Below are 16,376 nucleotides of genomic sequence, written 5' to 3'. Positions count from 1 at the left end.
TGCGGGCTATAGAGATTCGGCGGGTCAGGAGGCCTTCCGCGCCAGTTGCAGCTCCGCCTCGGAAAGCGGTGCGTCCGAGCCGGTGAGGTACTGCACCAGCGTGGACCGGTCGTCGAGCACCAGCCAGCGGCTCGCGTCGGTGATCAGATCGCGCCCGGCCTTGGTGGTGATGCCGAAATCGGCACGCGCCAAGGTGGTTTCGGTGGTCAGCGGCACCGGCGTGGCCCCGGTCTTGACAATGGCCAGGCGGGCCACCACAGCCTCGAGCTGCGGGGTCTCCGCGATCGCGATACGCGCGCCGGGGTGGGCTCCGAGGCGCAGCAGCATACGCGCCATCCGGTTGCTCCAGCGGTCCAGCTCCGCGTTGTTGAGTTCGCAGTCGGCGGCGGTCACCGCGATGGAGGCGGGCGATTCGACCGGCTTGCACATCGAACATCATCCTCTCGGAGGGGGCGGTAGCGGGGGTGTTCGGTATGTATCCACTCTCGCCGCCGCGCGCCGCGGTCGATAGCGACCACAGTGCTGCCGATTTCCGCTCCGAGGGTGCGGGTCCCTCCACCCTAGGGTGGGTGGAAGATCATCTGCCCGCTCCGATCATGATTTGTCCAGGTCCTCCATGGTTTGCTGGATCATGGTGATGGAATCGCGGGGGCTCAGCGCCATGGCCCGCAGCTGATCGAACATCACCCCGTAGCGGCGCACCTCCGGGTGGCCCTCGATGAGCTCGTCGCTGGCGATGCCCTCGACGTACACCAGCTCGGGGTCGGCGGGATCGGGGAAGTCCAGCAGCGTGAAGGAGCCCAGCATGCCCGGGTGCGCGCCGGCGTCGAAGGGCAGGATCTGCAGGATCACATTGCGCTTCTCGGTATGCCATAAGAGCTGGCTGAACTGTTGGCTCATCACCTCCGGACCGCCCACCAGGCGGCGGATCACGGCCTCGTCCAGCACCACCCACAGCTCCAGCGGATCATCCTTGATCAACACCTTGGAGCGCTCCTGCCGGGCCCGGATGCGTTGCTCGATAACCTGATCCGAGACCTTGGGCATGGTGGTCTGGTAGACCGCGTTGGCGTAGGCCTCGGTCTGCAGCAGGCCCGGGACGTAGGTGGACTGGAAGAAGCGCGCCGACAGGGCCTCGGCCTCGAAGTTGATGTATGCCCCGTAGACCTCAGAGACGGCATCCTCGAAGGACCGTGCCATGCCGGGGCGGAGCGCGTCCACCAGCAACTGCAAGGCATCTGAACGCTGCGGCTCGCCGATGCCGTACAGGTCCAGCATCGCGGTCAGGGTGCGGCGCTGTGGCCTGGCCTGAGCGGTCTCGATGCGGTAGAGCGTGGTCACGTTGATGCCGGTCTTGGCGCTGACCACCTCTTTGCTGAGTTGGGCGTTCTCGCGCATCTCGTGGAGCATCGCGGCGAGCCGCCGCAAACGGACGGTAAGCACGGTGCGCTTGCCTGCCATGACAACCCTTTCGCTTGGCGCACAAGCAAGAACGCATTCTTGCGTTCTTGCATTTGTAAGAGCATGATCCAGCTAGCCTATTCGTGTACAACCGATCCGATGACCGGTATAGCTGAATCCGGAGACCAATCATGTTGGTGCGATTAGTGATGCTGTCGGGTGTGTATGGGGAGTCGCGATGACCATGTCCATAGCGGGAGTCCTGCCGACCGCTCCGCAATTGCTCTGCGCCTTCCAGGGGAGGCGATTTCAAGATCGAGTTTTGTTGCGGTCGGCGCATGCGCTCGCCGAACTTCACGAACGTCGTGCCCAGGTGCGGGATCCCATGATGGTGAGTGAGATCGATTGTCGCCGCGGCGAACTCGTTGACGATATCAACGATTGGGTGGAACAGGAACTGCCACAACACCGCAACGGCGCCAGGCTGCACACCGAGAGTCTGGGCGCGGTCGTCGACCGCATGGCCCGGAGCTGGGTGGAGGCCAATCAGGTGATCGATCACGAGGGTGCGGCCAGTGATAACACCCATAAACACTGGTACCATCTTGCCGAACTGGTGGACGGTTACACTGATCTCGTAATCGACGTGGCCGGTGGCCGTCGCCGTTTACCAGAACAATGATTCCAAATGCATTGACACAATTAATGTATTGCTACCGAACCATTGATCGTCAGCGGTGACGTCAACCGAGTAGCGCTATCGGACCAATAGCTCGCTCGAACCGTAAGACGTCGCCCGCCTCAAGACGGCGGGCGCAACGGGGCGCCCCGCCCGGCGTGCCGCGTGGTCGACTGGCGCGGCACGCCCGCCCTGAATTCTCGTGACTGCGGAGCGCTCGACAGTCATTCGCACGGTGTCTTTTTCGCACTCGTGCGGGTGTAATCGGCTTTTCACAATCCGAGGGGACGGAGTTCGTTCATGAACGCGGGCGAGGCCACGGCCACCGAGCTCTATCAGCGGGCCCAGGACGGTACGTTCCGCCTGGAAGTCGGTGCGGCGCGCAAGTGCGCCGCAAACTTCCTGCGGTTCGCAGACGCGCTGGACCCGCAGATCGCGCGCAGCCGCGATGCCCACCGGCTCGCCGGCTTCGGTGCGTTCGACTCCGCCCACCAGCTCCGCCGCGGCTTCGAAAACAAGGCCGCCGACCTCACCGATGCCCTGACCGCCCTGCGTGACTCGGCCCTGGAGATGGCCGCCGCCTACCTGCTGGCGGCCGGACTCATCCGGGCCACCGACGCGGCCCACTCCCGCGCACTCTTGGCCGCTACGGCATCCATAGGAACCGCGGCGGCAACCGAAACTTCGGGGTTCTGATCCCTCACCCGGAGAACAGTTGGGCCGGTACCCGAATCCCCGGGTACCGGCCCAACTCTCGTCCGTGCCAGGCGATCTCGTTCGTGCCGGAAGATCTCAGCCGTTCCCGCTGAACGCCACGGTCGTCCCCACGCCGATGATCATCGCCCCGCCGGTGGCCCCCACCGCCTCCACCCGCCGTGGCGACCGCGCGAACCACTGCCGCGCCGAGGCCGCGCCCACGGCCCACACGACATCCGAAAGCACCTGCAGCACAGGGAAGATCGCCCCGATCATCAGGAACTGCAGCGGCAGCCATCCGGCCTCGGGCACCGCGAACTGCGGCAGCACCGCGGCGAAGAACACCACGGTCTTCGGATTGGTCACCCCCACCAGGAACCCCTGCCGCAGCACCCGCCGCTCCTCGGCGACCGGAATCTCGGCCCGCAGCGCCTCACTCAGCTTCCGCCGCTCGCGAATGGCGTTGGCCCCCAGGAAGATCAAATACAGCGCCCCGGCGATCTTCACCGCCAGGAACAGCATCGCCCAGGCCATCAGCAGCGCTCCCAGCCCCACCGACGCCGCCACCAGGCACACGGTCGTCCCCATCCCGGTCCCCACGACGGACAACACCGCCGCCCGCCGCCCCAGCACCAATGCCCTTCCCACCGAGAACATCACGTTGGGCCCGGGAATCACGATGATGATCAAGGCGGCCAACCCGAAGGCCACCAGGTGCGACAGCGGAACCATTAGCGCGGCTTCCAGTAGTTGTCCGGTCCCACCACCTGAATGCTGGTGTGGGCAGGGGCGTCGAGGTTGGGTTCGAGGGCGGAATCCTTGGCCAGGTTGATGTAGACGCCGTAGGACTCGTAGACGTAGCGGTACTGCTGGCGGCCCCAGCTGGAGTAGGTGGCGCCGAAGAGGGTGTCGTAATCGGCCTGGCAGACGCTGGAGCCGACGCCCTGCGTGGGGCACCAGACGTCCCAGGTCTGGTTGGCGCCCTTGAGACCGTTGTAGAGGTTCTCGGCCTCGGTGTTGGAGGGGAAGGCGAAGACCTCGACCGAGACCAGGATCTTGTCGTCCTGGCTGATGTAGGTGCCGGTCACCATCCCCTGGCACTTGTTGTCGCCCAGCGCGGTCTTCACGTTCTGCGACATATTGGTGGTGGTGCAGTCCTTCACACCCGAAGAGCGGCGGGTGAACAGCACGTTCTTACTGTCGGTGAAGTTCTGCGGGAGCATCGCCTCGGTGGTGAAGGGCGTCTTGTCGGTGGCCTGCTGATTGAGGGTGCTCTTGTCGAAGGCCGCGGTGGTGGTCGTCGGGGGAGCGGTGGTCGTGGTGGGCGGCACCGTGGTCGTGGTGGTCGTCTTGGCGGTGTTCTCGGAATCGCCGCGGGTGAGCACGACCGCGCCGACGCCGAGGGCGATGACCAGCACGACCAGCAGGACGCCGAGGATCACCTTCAGTGCGGTGTTGGAGTCGCCCGATTGTGGTTGCGGTGCTTGGGAATACACGAGCGGCTGCGGCTGGGACCAACCGGTCGGTGGGCCGGGGGCGGTGGACTGGCCGAACGCCACCGTCGGCAGGGCGGGCGCGCTCGCGGGCCGCTGCCCGGTGAAGCGATCCAGCACCGCCAGATGCTCGGAGATGTAGTTCGCGCCGTCGGGGGTCAGGTACGCCGCGCGCAGCGTGTCGGCCCATTCCGATGCGGAAGGCCGTGCGTCCGGGCCGAATCCGCCATTGCCGAAGGCGCGGTCGAACAAGGCGCGCAGCCGCGGATCCAGGTCGGCGGGGTACCCGCGCGTCGGCTGCCACGGCGCACCCGGCCCGGCCCCGGCGTCGAGGAACAGGGTGCGGTACAGCAGCGCCGCGAGATCGTAGCGGTCCTTGTACCGGTCGTAGGCGGCCTCGACCGGCTGCAGCCCGGCGGTATCGATGACGTAGGCCAGCGGGACGGTCGCGTGCCAGAGCACGTTCTTGGCCGACAGGTCGCCGTGCACCAGGTGCCGATCCTCGAGCACGCGCACGATATCGCAGAGCCGAATGCCCAGTCCCGCACGAAAATACGTCGCGGTCTGACCGGGCACGCCGCTCCACAGCTGGTCCAGGGTGCGCGGCCGACCATCGGGCAGCAGGTAGTCCATGGGGATCAGCGGCAGGATGACACCGGCCAGTACCCCGTCGTGGACGATCAGATCGATCGGCCAGTTGACGGCCTCGGCGGCATTGGCGGTGGATCCGCCCGTGTTGGCCACCGTCTGCCGTCCGAGAAGCATGGCCTGGCGGGCCCATTCGATCCCGTCCGGGCTGGTTACCGGGGTCCGGAACTGTTTGTAGAGCCGCTGCTGCCCGCGTGGATCCCGGCACAGGTACTGCACCGACCGGCTGCCGGCGGCGTAGAAGGGTTCGGCGTCCACGTCATAGGACTCACCCGACATACCTGCTACGAACACCATCGAACTTCCCCCGCCCGAACAGTAACTCCGACAAAGCCAGCAACTCCGACAACGCGGCCAGGATACCGGTCCAGCGTCCGCCACGCCCGGGCATAAACGCAAGACACCGCTGACCGTCCCCGCATAACCGGTCAGCGGTGTGGTGCGGTGGATGCGCTCAACGCAGCGCCGCACGACCTTTCAAGCGGCCCAGGATGACCAGGGCGATGAGGGTGACCAGCACCAGCAGGGTGGTGCTGGCGGCGGCGTCGAAGACCGCGCCGCGGTCGGTGGCGGCGAAGATGGTCACCGGCAGCGTCTTCCAGGTGGCGGGGTAGACCATGATGGTCGCGCCCAGTTCGCCCATGGACAGCGCGATGGCCAGACCGGCGGCCGCGCCCAGGGCGGGCAGCAGCAGCGGCAGGGTGATGCGCAGGAGTACACGCACCGGTCCCGCGCCGAGGGATTCGGCCGCCTGCCGGTAGCCGGGATCGAGCCGGTCCAGCGCCGCGGAGACGCCGCTGAACGCGTAGGCCAGCACCAGCACCGTATGGGCCAGGATCACGATCCATTTGGTGCCGCCCAGCAGCAGCGGGCGCTCGTTGAAGGTGATGAGCACGCCCAGGCCGATCGCCACCGACGGCACCGCCACCGGCACGTGGAACACCGCGTCGGTGATCCGCCGCAGCCAGCCGGGCGCCTCCCGCGAGGCCAGCGCCGCCCAGGTGCCCAGCACCAGCGAGAACAGGGCGGCGAGCAGCGCGGTCTGCAGGCTCACCGACAGACTCGCGGATTCCTCGCCCGACAGCGCCCGGCCGAAATTCGCGAAACCCAGCTGCGAGGGCAGCGGCCCACTCCAGTGTCCGGCCAGCGCGGCGGCCACCACGGTTGCGATCGGGGCCACGAACACCACCGCGACCACGATCCCGAACACCGCGAGCACCGCGGCCCGCCCGCGTCGCGTCCACACCAGCATGATCAGCTCTCCTTCCGCGCACCGGTCAAGCGCGCGAACAGCATTCGGTATCCCAGATACAGCCCGAGCGACAGCAGCACCTGCACCGAGGCCAGCACCGCGGCCCCCGGCAGGTCGAAGGTGACGATGCCCCGCGTGTAGATCAGCGCGGGCAGCGTGATGACGCCCTTCGCGCCGGTGAACAACACGATGCCGAATTCGTTGAGCGTCAACAGGAGCGTGAGACTCCCGCCCGCCGCCAGCGCCGGCCACGCCTCGGGCATGACCACCTGCCGCAGCACCCGCCACGGCGTCGCACCCAGGCTCGACGCCACATCCAGCTGCTCCCGCGGCAGCTGCGCGAACGCCGCCAGCAGCGGCCGCACCACGAACGGCGTGAAGAAGGTGACCTCGGCGAGGATCACACCCCACGGCGTGCTGAGGAAGTTCACCACCGGCTGCTTGCCGCCGGTGATCTGGTTGATGAACGCGTTCACCGCGCCCGCCGTCCCGTACAGGAACGTAAACGCCAGCGTCACAAGGAAAGACGGCAGCGTGAGCACCGAGTCGATGAGCCGCCCTACCAGCTGCGACCCCGGAAACGGCACGAACGCCAGCACCACGGCCAGGAACGTCCCCAGCACCAGGCACCCCAGCGTCGAGCTGACCGCGATGGTCACGGTCCGCCACAACGCATGCCGAAAAGACTCCTCGGCCAGCACCTTCGACCAAGTCCCGACCCCTCGCCCGGACTTGGTCTTGGTCGACTCCAGCAGCACCCGCACGATCGGATACACCGCGATCAGCAACACCACCAGCACCGGCGGCACCGCCCACAGCACCGGCCGCCACGACTGGCCTGCTTCTCGCGCTTCGGGAGCCTCGGGCGCGGAAGGAGATTCGAGCAACGCGGTCATGACAGCCCTCTCCCTTCCACGTAAGCCCCCACCGTCATTCCGGCGTGGTAAGTCCCCACCGTCATTCCGGCATGCTTTTGGCCGGAATCCACACCGGCCGAATGGATCCCGGCCAAAAGCACGCCGGGATGACGAGGAAATGACCTGATCATGCGCGCACCTCGGGTTCTACTGCGGCGGAGTCGGTGCCGATGCCCGGCGGGATCAGCACACCGGCCGGGTCGGGGAAGCGGATGCCGATGTGGTCGCCGGGGGTGATCTCGGTGTGGCCGAGCACGTCCACGGCGAGTTCGGCGGGGATGCCCGCGACCTCGAGGTGGAGGCGAGTCGAAGCGCCCTTCCAGACGCTGGTGATCACGGTGGCGCGCAGGGCATCTCGGTCGGTCAGGGGGACGACCTGGACGGTGTGCGGGCGGACGCACAGTTGGGCGTCGGCGTTGGGGGCCCAGTCGGGGCGGCCGACACCCGGCGGGGGCGCGTCGGCGCGCAGGGTGTGCTCGCCGACGGTGACCAGTGCGGCGGTGCCGGAGACGTGCTTCACCTCGCAGGCAAGCAGATTCGCGCCGCCGAGGAAGGACGCGGTGAATTCGGTGGAGGGCTGCCGCCACAGATTGCGGGCGGTGTCGATGTCGACCAGCCGCGCGTCGCGCATGACGGCGATCCGGTCGGCCAGCGCCAGCGCCTCGGCCTGGTCGTGTGTCACGTACAGCATCGCCGTGTCCGGCAACGCCTTTCGCAGCTGCTGCAGTTCGCCGAGCATGTTCTGCCGCAGCTGGGCATCCAACGCGGCCAGCGGCTCGTCGAGCAACAGCACCTTGGGCCGGATGGCCAGCGCCCGCGCGATGGCGACGCGCTGCTGCTGTCCGCCGGACAGCTCGCGCGGCAGCCGCTGCGCGTAGGCCCCCATGCCGACCATCTCCAGGGCCTCGGTCACCCGGGCCCCGATCTCGTTGCGCGGCACGTGATGTGCCTTGAGCCCGAAGGCCACATTGTCGCGCACCCGCATGTGCGGGAACAGCGCGTAGGACTGCACCACCACCCCGATCCCGCGCTTGGCGGGGGACAGGTCGGTGACGTCGCGCCCGGCCAGGCGCACCGTGCCCGAGGTGGGCCGGACGAATCCGGCCAGCGCCTTGAGCGCGGTGGACTTGCCGGAACCGCTGGGCCCCAGGAGCGCGACCGTTTCGCCCGCGGCGACGCGCAGGTTGAATTCGGCCAGGGCGACGGTGGTCTTCTTGCCGCGGCCGTAGGTGACCCCGACCCGGTCGAACACGATGGCCGGTTCGTCGGTGGACTCGGTGGCCACCGTGGATGTCGTCAACGCGGAGGACATGGTTGCTGCTCCTGGGGCTCGGGGTGGACTAGCTGCCGGTGGCCTTCGAGTAGGCGGCGACGTCGGCGTCGAGGTCGTCGAGCACCTTCGTCCAATCCGGGTGCAGGATCTCGACGTTCTTCACCACCGAGGCCGGGGAGACCGCGCCGGGCGTGGTGGCCGGGGCGTTGGCGAGCTCGGTGCGGGCCGGGACGGCGTAGGCGTCGGGCAGGCTCTTCTGCGCGTCGGCCGAGAGCAGGAACTCCATCAGCTTCTTACCGGCGCTCGAATGCGGCGCGCCCTTGGCCAGGCCCATCAGGTACGGCAGCGCGACCGTCTTGGCCTTGCCGTCGGCGGTGGCGGGGAAGAAGACGTCGAACTTCGAACCCTTCTCCTTCACGGTGGCCAGGTTCATCTGCACGTCACCGTTGGCGACCAGGATCTCGCCCTTGTCGACCTTGGCCTGCAGCTTGCCGGTCGAGGAGGACGGGCCGACATTGTTGGCCTGCAGCTTGGTCAGGTAGTCCAGCGCGCCCTGCTTGCCCATGAGCTGCTGCAGCAGGATCAGCACCGCGGTGCCGTCACCGGCCTGGCCCGGGGTGGAGTACTGGATCTTGCCCTTGTAGTCGGGCTTGAGCAGGTCGTCCCAGGTGATGACCTTGGTGGCGTCGACCGACGGATTGGCGATGAAGCACAGGTAGTTGCCCGCGAGGGTGACCCAGTTGCCTTTGGCGTCCTTGTCGGCCGCGGCGACGGCGGCGGTGTCGACGCCCGACGCCTGCAGCAGACCGGACTTGTCGGCCTTCTGCATGAACGGCGGCAGGGTCACGACCACGTCGGCCTGCGGGTTGGACTGTTCCTTCTCGACGCGGCTGACGACCTCGCCGGACCCGGCCTCGACCAGGTTGACCGCGATGCCGGTCTGGTCCTTGAACTTCGCGAACTGGGCCTTGTACCAGTCGCCGACGCCATCGGCGGAGTAGACGGTGACCGTCTTGTCGCCCGATTCGCTGCTGCCGGTGCCGCCGCAGGCGGTCAGGCTGAAGGCGACCGCGGTGGCGGAGGTCAGGATGAGAGCGGTACGGGCGATGGTGCGTGCGAGGCGGTTGTTCGAATTACGCACGGTGACTGCAACTTTCAGTTCAGGGGACGTGACGCTAGAAGGGACTGGGGGATACTCCGCCGCCCGGGCGAGGCGCGTCCGGGCGGCGGAATTCTCTAGCCGCGCTCGGCCAGCAGCAGCTGCGCGAACTCGGTGACCGAGGCCAGCACGTGGGTCGCGCCCGCGGCGCGCAGCTGCTCCTCGGTGTGCGCGCCGGTCAGCGTGCCCGCGACGATGCGCGCGCCCGCGGCCAGGCCGGTGGCGATATCGCTGGACGTATCGCCCAGCACCGCAACGCGATCCACGGCGTCGACCTCGAGCCGCAGCAGGGCGGTCAGTACCATATCCGGGTAGGGGCGGCCGCGTCCGGCGTCGGACGGGACCAGGGCCAGGTCCGCGATATCGTTCCAGCCCAGCGCGTTCAGCAGCTTGTCCTGGGTCACGCGGCTGAACCCGGTGGTCAGCGCCACCTTGATGCCCGCCGCGCGCAGCGCCGAAATGGCCTCGGCGGCACCGGGAATCGGGGTGATCCCGGCCTCCTCCGCGAGCTCGGTGTAGGCGGCCTCGAAGGCGCGGTTGGCTTCCTGGGCGCGATCCTCGTCGCCGAACAGGGTGCGGAAGCACCAGATCTTGGACTGGCCCATGGTGCGCTGCACGAACGCCCGGGCATCCTCGCGCTCCTGCCCTTCGGCGGGGACGCCGACGGCGGTGATGGCCGCCTCGAACGCCTGCTCGACCAGGCCGTCATCGGCGACGGTGGTGCCGGCCATGTCCAGGACGGCGAGTTCGATCTGCTTGTCGGACACTGGGTTTCCTTCGCGGTTTCGAACGGTCAGAGGTTGAGGAGGTCGGCGGTCTGCTCGCCGAGGGCGGGGCCGAGGGTCATGCCGCGACCGCCCGGACCGGTGATGACCCAGACGTTCTCGGACGCCTGCGCACGGGTGACGATGGTCCCCGGATCGATGGACTGGCTGTACACACCCGCCCAGCGCCGCACCACCGGCGGCAGCTTGCGGCCCAGCAGCTCCTCCATCACGCCGGTGAGGTGCTCGTAGGGGGCCTCGTCCACGTCGAAGGTGAACGGCTCGTCGTACTCGTGGGTGTCGCCGATGGTGAGCCCGCCGTGCAGCCGCTGCACCGCCAGCAGCTGCATCTTGTGCTGCGCGGCCGTGAACGGCTGCGCCTCTTCACGATTGAGCCGATCCAGCTCCGGGCCCGCGAAGGCCGGGTAGTAGCGGAAGCTGTCGCCGTCGGCGATGGCGGTGGTGAGCGGCTCGCCCAGGGGAGCGGTCTGCATCATCTGCAGTCGCACCCGGCGCACCGGAATATCGCCCACCAGTTCACGAGTCAGGCCGACGTGCGCGGCGCCCGGGCAGACCAGGATCAGATCGCCCTCGTGACGGCGGCCGCGATCATCGATCACGGTGGTGCCGGTGATGGTGCGGGCCTCGGTGCCGGAGAAGAAGGTGTAGCGCTCGCTGGCCTCCATGTAGCGGCGCAGCGCGGGCAGCGCCTGCCGCGACTCCACCGCGGCATCGGCCGAACAGTGCAGGCCCGCAAGGAATTTGCCGCGCAGCGCCGGGTTCAGCGCGCGGACGCGGTCCGGGTCGAGCAGTTCGAAGCCGCGTTCGGCGGCCGACGGGTTCGCCACGGCGGCCTCGGCCACGGCCAGTTCGTTCTCGGTGCGCACCAGGGTGATCGAGCCCGCGGGCCGGAAGCCCACGCCCGGCACCTTGCCGCCGATCTCCTCCCACAGCTGCCGGGACCGCAGCGTGAGCTCCAATTCGTTTGCGCTGCGGCCCGATACCCACACCAGGCCGAAGTTGCGCACGGTAGCGCCGCGCGCCTCCACCTCGCGTTCCAGGTGGACCACTTCGTGGCCGCGTCCGATGGCGGCGAGTGCGTGGGCGGTGCCGAGGATCCCTCCGCCGATGATGACCAATCGCATGAACAACATCCTGGGCAATGGTCTAGACCTAGGAGTGTTACGTGTGGAAACGATAGGTTAATAATTGGTATAGACCAATCTTGTGTACGCTGGGGGCATGGATTCGAGGGAGGCCGCAGGGGTGGAAGACCAGCTGGCGCGCATGCCGAAGTCGTATCGCGTGCGTGCGGAATTGGAATCTCTGCTGACCGAACTCTCCGAAGGCGATCCGCTGCCGTCGGAACGCGAACTGGCCCTGCGCTGCGGCGTCGCCCGCGAAACCGTGCGGCAGGCCGTGCGAGAACTGTTGGTGGAGGGGCGGATTCGCCGACAAGGTCGCGGCACCGTGGTCTCGCACCCGAAGATGGTGCAGCCCTTGACCCTTCGCTCCTACACCGAGGGCGCGCTCAAGTTCGGCCGCAAGCCGGGGCGGCTGCTCGTCGAGTGGACCGACATCCCCGCCGCGCCGGAGGTCGCCGCGGATCTGGCCGTCCCGGCGGGCACCGTGGTGACCCATCTGGAGCGGGTGCTGCTGGCCGACGGTGAGCGCATCGGGTTGGAGAGCACCTGGATGCCGTTGCCGCGCTTCGCTTTCCTGCGCGAGTTCTACGACCCGACGACGTCGCTGTACACGGCGACGCGCTCGCGTGGCGTGGTGTACTTCTCCGCCACCGAGCGCATCGAGACCATGTTGGCCTCACCGCGTGAGGCCGCGCTGCTGGAATGCACTACCGCCCTGCCGATGCTGTTGCTGCACCGGCGCAGCGTGGATGCCGAGGGTGTGCCGATCGAACGCGTGCGGTCGCTGTATCGCGGCGACCGCATCGCGTTCCAGGCCAAGCTCACCGATTACTGAAGCTGCCCGATTACTGAAGCTGCGCAGCGACTTTCGTGCCCAGCAGCTCGATGCTCCGCAGCACCTTCTCGTGCGGCAGCGTGCCGACGCTGGTGTGCAGCATGAACCGATCCAGTCCGAGGGTGTCGCGGACATCGGCGATCTTGGAGGCCACGTAGTCCGGCGTGCCCACGAATAGCGAACCGCTCTGCGAGCGCAAGGCATCGAACTGCTGGCGGTTCATCGGACCCCAGCCGCGCTCGCGCCCGATCGCGGACATGGCTCGCGCGTAGGAACCGTAGAAGTCCTCGACCGCCGCCTTGTCGGTGTCGGCGATGTACCCGTGCGCGTGCACCGCCACCGGCTGCGGCTCGTGCCCGCCCTCGTCGAGGGCCCGGTGGTACAGATCCACCAGCGGCTTGAACCGCGCCGGCTGCCCGCCGATGATGGCGATCGCCAGCGGCAGGCCCAGAAGTCCCGCGCGCACAACGGATTCGGGGCTGCCGCCGACCGCGATCCACACCGGCAGCGGCCGGTTCTCGGTACGCGGATAGACGATCGCGTCCTTCAGGGGCGCGCGGAACTTGCCCTCCCAGGTGACCGGCCCCTCCTCGCGAATCTTCAGCAGCAGCGCCAGCTTCTCCTCGAAGAGTTCGTCGTAATCGCTGAGGTCGTAGCCGAACAGCGGGAACGACTCGATGAACGACCCACGCCCGGCCATCAGTTCGGCCCGTCCGTTGGAGAGCCCGTCCAGGGTCGAGAAGTCCTGGAAGGTCCGCACCGGGTCGGCGGAGCTGAGCACGGTCACCGCGCTGGTGAGCTGGATCCGCTCGGTCCGCGAGGCGATCGCGGCCAGCACCACGGCGGGCGAGGAGGCCGCGAAATCCTTGCGGTGGTGCTCGCCCACGCCGTATACGTCCAGCCCGGCCGCCTCGGTGGCCACCGCCTCCTCGACCACCTGTCGCAGCCGCTCACCAGCGGTGGGGGTCGGTCCGTTGCCACCGACCGGGTGCGTTTCCGCGAATGTCGTCAGTCCCAGTTCCACGGCCGAAGCCCCTCTCGAGTCTCGTTTCCAAGTCATTCGAGAGCTTAAACGGACCGCAGTCCGGAAAGATTCCCGCATGCCCGGACCTGGTCATCTCACCATTCGGACCGGCAGATACTCTGGTACCCATGTCTGTGCGTACCCGCAAGCCCCTCGTACCCGGCGTGCAGTCGCCTATTCGCGAGGTCCCCAAGAACATCGAGCGACCCGAATACGTCTGGAAGAAGACCGCCAACGAGGGACACGAGCCCTGGGTGCAGACGCCGGAGACCATCGAGAAGATGCGTCTCGCGGGCAAGATCGCGGCGCAGGCCCTGGAAGCGGCCGGTAAGGCCGTCGCGCCGGGCGTGACCACCGACGAGCTGGACCGCATCGCGCACGAGTACATGCTCGACCACGGCGCGTACCCGTCGACGCTGGGCTACAAGGGATTTCCCAAGTCCTGCTGCACCTCGCTGAACGAGGTGATCTGCCACGGGATTCCGGACTCGACGGTCATCGAGGACGGCGACATCGTCAATATCGACGTGACCGCCTACATCGACGGCGTGCACGGCGACACCAACAAGACCTTCCTCGCCGGTGATGTGGACGAGGAGGTGCGGCTGCTGGTCGAGCGCACCGAAGAGGCCACCATGCGGGCCATCAAGGCGGTCAAGCCGGGCCGCGCGCTCAATGTGATCGGCCGCGTGATCGAGGCCTACGCCAACCGCTTCGGCTACGGCGTGGTCCGCGACTTCACCGGGCACGGCGTCGGGCCCACCTTCCACTCGGGCCTGGTCATCCTGCATTACGACCAGCCGGCCGTGGAGTCGGTCATCGAGCCGGGCATGACCTTCACCATCGAGCCCATGATCAATCTGGGCGGCATCGACTACGAGATCTGGGACGACGGCTGGACCGTGGTCACCAAGGACCGCAAGTGGACGGCCCAGTTCGAGCACACCCTCGTCGTGACCGACGACGGTGCCGAGATCCTCACGCTGCCGTGAAAATCGCCATGCCCCAACGGGGCGTCACCACGCGCGGCATCGGCTCCCGCGGCCCGCGCCGCAAGCCCTCCCGTTTCCTCCCCCCGAACCCGCGCGACGCGGGCCTGGACGTCATGCGCGCCACCATGCGCCGCCACGTCGAACTCTCCGCGGGCCGTCCGGTGGATGACGCCGAGACCGACGACGCCGCCGCCGACAGCCGCGACGAGTACGTGAACCGCGACGCCTACACCAGCAGCGGCCGCGAATACTACGTCTACCGCCCGCGAGCGGAGTACAGCACGCGGTGAGAGGTGCGCTGCTGGTCGCGGGCACTACCTCCGACGCGGGCAAAAGCGTTGTCGTAGCGGGACTTTGCCGGATGCTGGCGCGGCGCGGGGTGCGCGTCGCGCCGTTCAAGGCGCAGAACATGTCCAACAACTCCGTGGTCACGCTCGACGGCGGGGAGATCGGGCGGGCGCAGGCGTTGCAGGCTCGGGCTTGTGGGCTCGAGCCGAGCGTGCGGTTCAATCCGGTGTTGTTGAAGCCGGGGAGTGATCGGCGGTCGCAGCTCGTGGTGCGGGGCAAGGCCATCGATACCGTGGGGGCCAAGGATTACTTCCGGCATCGGCAGGAATTGCGGGCCATTGTGGCGGAGGAATTGGCCTCGCTGCGTGACGAATTCGATGTCGTGATCTGTGAGGGCGCCGGATCCCCCGCCGAGATCAATTTGCGGGCAACCGATCTGGCGAATATGGGATTGGCGCGGGCGGCGGAGCTGCCGGTCGTGCTGGTCGGCGACATCGATCGCGGGGGAGTGCTGGCGCATCTGTTCGGGACCGTCGCGATTCTGGAACCCGAAGACCAGCAACTGATTTCCGGGTTCATCATCAACAAGTTCCGCGGCGACGTGGATCTGCTGAAGCCGGGGCTGGATCAGCTCGAGGCGCTCACCGGGCGGCCCACGCTGGGTGTCATCCCGTTCGCGGAGGATCTGTGGATCGACGCGGAGGACTCGCTCGGCACGGTCGCCGACGCGCCGGTGGGTCGGTCGCGCCCGCCGCTGGGCACGGAGTGGCTGACCGTCGCCGCCGTCCGGCTGCCGCGCATCTCCAACTCCACCGACGTCGAGGCGCTGGCCTGCGAACCCGGGGTTTCCGTGCGCTGGGTGAGCGATCCGTCCCGCATGGCGGGAGCCGACCTGGTCGTCGTACCGGGCAGCAAATCCACCGTCAGCGATCTGGAGTGGTTGCGCCGCACCGGGATCGCGGACGCCCTCACCGCGCGGGCGGCCACGGGCGCACCGATCCTCGGCATCTGCGGCGGCTACCAGATGCTGTCCCGCACCATCGTCGACCCGGTGGAATCGGGTGCGGGCACCGTCCCCGGCCTGGGCCTGCTCGACCTGGAGATCGAATTCGCCGATCCGAAGGTGTTGCGCCGCTCCACCGGCCGTGTCCAGGATCATGCGGGAGCCGGGAGTAATAACCATCTCCCCGTGCACGGCTATGAGATCCACCACGGCCGCGTCACCCACACCGGCGACCGCCCCTGGTTCGAACTGGACGGCCACCCCGAAGGCAGTGTGCGCGAATCGATCTGGGGCACCCATCTCCATGGAGCCTTGGAATCGGACGAATTTCGCCGCGCCTGGCTGCGTCAGGTGGCCGAGCGGGCGGGCCGCGCGGGCTTCGTTGTCGCCGAGGATGTTTCGGTGGACGAGGTGCGCACCGGGCAGCTGGATCTGCTCGCCGATCTGCTCGAGAAGCGCCTCGATCCCGACACCCTCGAGCGCCTCATCACCGCAGGTCCGCTGTCAGATCTCCCAATTCTGACCGTCCACAAGTGACCGGCGTCACAGCAATCCGGCTGACTCGCGTTCGACCCCTCCGGCGCTCCTGTAGCGTTATCGACCATGGAATCTCGGCGGATCACGGTCGGTGACCGCGAGTGGGCGGTGCGAATCGGCGGACCCGAAACACGGCACCACGTCCTGCTGCTCCCCGATGCGGGCGACCCGGCCGACATTTACGACCAGGTCTGCGAACGGCTGCAGACTTCGGACCTGCACACCATCGCGATCGAATCGATCGACGGTCTCGACGCCCCCACGGTGTTC

At 67.8% G+C, this 16,376-nt stretch carries 17 protein-coding genes and 1 pseudogene; 7 read left to right on the top strand and 11 right to left on the bottom strand.

Going from position 1 to position 16,376, the window contains the following annotated elements:
• Nucleotides 1-24: 24 nt before the first annotated feature.
• Nucleotides 25-429, bottom strand: a complete 405-nt coding sequence (locus tag ON43_RS23480) for an AMP-binding protein (RefSeq protein ID WP_051179028.1) — start codon at nucleotides 427-429, stop codon at nucleotides 25-27.
• Between the two features lie 165 nt (nucleotides 430-594).
• The gene (locus tag ON43_RS23475; RefSeq protein ID WP_040810908.1) at nucleotides 595-1,461 is read right to left on the bottom strand and encodes a helix-turn-helix domain-containing protein; all 867 of its coding nucleotides are present in this window, start codon (nucleotides 1,459-1,461) and stop codon (nucleotides 595-597) included.
• 262 nt (nucleotides 1,462-1,723) lie between these two features.
• On the opposite strand from ON43_RS23475, the gene ON43_RS23470 reads away from it, so the two are divergent.
• Both ON43_RS23470 and ON43_RS23465 read left to right on the top strand, forming a co-directional pair.
• A complete protein-coding gene (locus ON43_RS23470; protein WP_040810907.1) occupies nucleotides 1,724-2,083 on the top strand; it encodes a DUF4254 domain-containing protein in 360 nt (119 codons plus the stop codon).
• Between the two features lie 297 nt (nucleotides 2,084-2,380).
• Nucleotides 2,381-2,776 carry a hypothetical protein gene (locus ON43_RS23465; RefSeq protein ID WP_040810906.1) on the top strand — a complete coding sequence of 132 codons (396 nt, stop codon included), beginning with the start codon at nucleotides 2,381-2,383 and terminating at the stop codon, nucleotides 2,774-2,776.
• Nucleotides 2,777-2,872: 96 nt separating this feature from the next.
• Here ON43_RS23465 and ON43_RS23460 read toward each other — a convergent pair whose 3' ends face one another.
• The 8 genes from ON43_RS23460 to ON43_RS23425 form a co-directional block, all read right to left on the bottom strand.
• A complete protein-coding gene (locus ON43_RS23460; RefSeq protein ID WP_040810904.1) occupies nucleotides 2,873-3,508 on the bottom strand; it encodes a LysE family translocator in 636 nt (211 codons plus the stop codon).
• Nucleotides 3,508-5,214 (bottom strand): hypothetical protein, encoded by a 1,707-nt coding sequence (locus tag ON43_RS42740; protein ID WP_157514152.1) that lies wholly within the window; start codon nucleotides 5,212-5,214, stop codon nucleotides 3,508-3,510. The genes ON43_RS23460 and ON43_RS42740 overlap by 1 nt, the downstream gene beginning before the upstream one ends.
• Before the next feature lie 157 nt (nucleotides 5,215-5,371).
• A complete protein-coding gene (locus ON43_RS23450) occupies nucleotides 5,372-6,169 on the bottom strand; it encodes an ABC transporter permease (RefSeq protein ID WP_040810903.1) in 798 nt (265 codons plus the stop codon).
• Between the two features lie 2 nt (nucleotides 6,170-6,171).
• Complete coding sequence (locus ON43_RS23445; protein WP_040810901.1) at nucleotides 6,172-7,065, bottom strand: 2-aminoethylphosphonate ABC transporter permease subunit; 894 nt, start codon at nucleotides 7,063-7,065, stop codon at nucleotides 6,172-6,174.
• A 148-nt stretch (nucleotides 7,066-7,213) separates the two neighbouring features.
• Nucleotides 7,214-8,398 carry an ABC transporter ATP-binding protein gene (locus ON43_RS23440; RefSeq protein ID WP_051179026.1) on the bottom strand — a complete coding sequence of 395 codons (1,185 nt, stop codon included), beginning with the start codon at nucleotides 8,396-8,398 and terminating at the stop codon, nucleotides 7,214-7,216.
• 28 nt (nucleotides 8,399-8,426) lie between these two features.
• Nucleotides 8,427-9,500, bottom strand: a complete 1,074-nt coding sequence (locus ON43_RS23435) for a 2-aminoethylphosphonate ABC transporter substrate-binding protein (protein WP_040810900.1) — start codon at nucleotides 9,498-9,500, stop codon at nucleotides 8,427-8,429.
• Nucleotides 9,501-9,595: 95 nt separating this feature from the next.
• The gene (locus ON43_RS23430; RefSeq protein WP_040810988.1) at nucleotides 9,596-10,249 is read right to left on the bottom strand and encodes a phosphonatase-like hydrolase; all 654 of its coding nucleotides are present in this window, start codon (nucleotides 10,247-10,249) and stop codon (nucleotides 9,596-9,598) included.
• A 62-nt stretch (nucleotides 10,250-10,311) separates the two neighbouring features.
• Entirely contained in the window at nucleotides 10,312-11,427 is a 1,116-nt protein-coding gene (locus tag ON43_RS23425; RefSeq protein WP_040810987.1) for a TIGR03364 family FAD-dependent oxidoreductase, read from the bottom strand.
• A 97-nt stretch (nucleotides 11,428-11,524) separates the two neighbouring features.
• On the opposite strand from ON43_RS23425, the gene ON43_RS23420 reads away from it, so the two are divergent.
• Nucleotides 11,525-12,262, top strand: a complete 738-nt coding sequence (locus tag ON43_RS23420) for a GntR family transcriptional regulator (RefSeq protein ID WP_281033332.1) — start codon at nucleotides 11,525-11,527, stop codon at nucleotides 12,260-12,262.
• 10 nt (nucleotides 12,263-12,272) lie between these two features.
• Here the strand turns inward: ON43_RS23420 and ON43_RS23415 are convergent, their stop codons facing one another.
• Nucleotides 12,273-13,286: an LLM class flavin-dependent oxidoreductase gene (locus ON43_RS23415; protein WP_040810898.1), complete on the bottom strand. Its 1,014-nt coding sequence runs from the start codon at nucleotides 13,284-13,286 to the stop codon at nucleotides 12,273-12,275.
• Between the two features lie 128 nt (nucleotides 13,287-13,414).
• Between ON43_RS23415 and map the strand changes: the two genes are divergently transcribed.
• The 4 genes and pseudogenes from map to ON43_RS23395 form a co-directional block, all read left to right on the top strand.
• Complete coding sequence (gene map / locus ON43_RS23410) at nucleotides 13,415-14,278, top strand: type I methionyl aminopeptidase (protein WP_040810896.1); 864 nt, start codon at nucleotides 13,415-13,417, stop codon at nucleotides 14,276-14,278.
• Nucleotides 14,279-14,286: 8 nt separating this feature from the next.
• On the top strand, nucleotides 14,287-14,568 hold the full coding sequence (locus ON43_RS23405) for a hypothetical protein (protein WP_167333454.1): 282 nt from the start codon (nucleotides 14,287-14,289) through the stop codon (nucleotides 14,566-14,568).
• Nucleotides 14,565-16,106: a cobyric acid synthase gene (locus tag ON43_RS23400; RefSeq protein ID WP_040810892.1), complete on the top strand. Its 1,542-nt coding sequence runs from the start codon at nucleotides 14,565-14,567 to the stop codon at nucleotides 16,104-16,106. Before ON43_RS23405 ends, ON43_RS23400 begins: the two co-directional genes overlap by 4 nt.
• A gap of 66 nt (nucleotides 16,107-16,172) precedes the next feature.
• Nucleotides 16,173-16,376: pseudogene (locus ON43_RS23395) on the top strand (alpha/beta hydrolase); the annotation flags it as partial.

Origin of the sequence: Nocardia concava NBRC 100430, from assembly GCF_000308815.1 — a bacterium.
Taxonomy (GTDB): Bacteria; Actinomycetota; Actinomycetes; order Mycobacteriales; family Mycobacteriaceae; genus Nocardia; species Nocardia concava.
This window is presented reverse-complemented; position numbering and strand designations above follow the sequence as displayed.

Bases quoted from the DNA above. Each gene is read 5' to 3' on its own strand.
- ON43_RS23440 (WP_051179026.1), bottom strand. From the start codon at position 8,398: ATGTCCTCCGCGTTGACGACATCCACGGTGGCCACCGAGTCCACCGAC.
- ON43_RS23450 (WP_040810903.1), bottom strand. From the start codon at position 6,169: ATGCTGGTGTGGACGCGACGCGGGCGGGCCGCGGTGCTCGCGGTGTTC.
- ON43_RS23480 (WP_051179028.1), bottom strand. From the start codon at position 429: ATGTGCAAGCCGGTCGAATCGCCCGCCTCCATCGCGGTGACCGCCGCC.
- ON43_RS23460 (WP_040810904.1), bottom strand. From the start codon at position 3,508: ATGGTTCCGCTGTCGCACCTGGTGGCCTTCGGGTTGGCCGCCTTGATC.
- ON43_RS23430 (WP_040810988.1), bottom strand. From the start codon at position 10,249: ATGGCCGGCACCACCGTCGCCGATGACGGCCTGGTCGAGCAGGCGTTC.
- ON43_RS42740 (WP_157514152.1), bottom strand. From the start codon at position 5,214: ATGGTGTTCGTAGCAGGTATGTCGGGTGAGTCCTATGACGTGGACGCC.
- map (WP_040810896.1), top strand. From the start codon at position 13,415: ATGTCTGTGCGTACCCGCAAGCCCCTCGTACCCGGCGTGCAGTCGCCT.
- ON43_RS23425 (WP_040810987.1), bottom strand. From the start codon at position 11,427: ATGCGATTGGTCATCATCGGCGGAGGGATCCTCGGCACCGCCCACGCA.
- ON43_RS23445 (WP_040810901.1), bottom strand. From the start codon at position 7,065: ATGACCGCGTTGCTCGAATCTCCTTCCGCGCCCGAGGCTCCCGAAGCG.
- ON43_RS23475 (WP_040810908.1), bottom strand. From the start codon at position 1,461: ATGGCAGGCAAGCGCACCGTGCTTACCGTCCGTTTGCGGCGGCTCGCC.
- ON43_RS23420 (WP_281033332.1), top strand. From the start codon at position 11,525: ATGGATTCGAGGGAGGCCGCAGGGGTGGAAGACCAGCTGGCGCGCATG.
- ON43_RS23405 (WP_167333454.1), top strand. From the start codon at position 14,287: ATGCCCCAACGGGGCGTCACCACGCGCGGCATCGGCTCCCGCGGCCCG.
- ON43_RS23465 (WP_040810906.1), top strand. From the start codon at position 2,381: ATGAACGCGGGCGAGGCCACGGCCACCGAGCTCTATCAGCGGGCCCAG.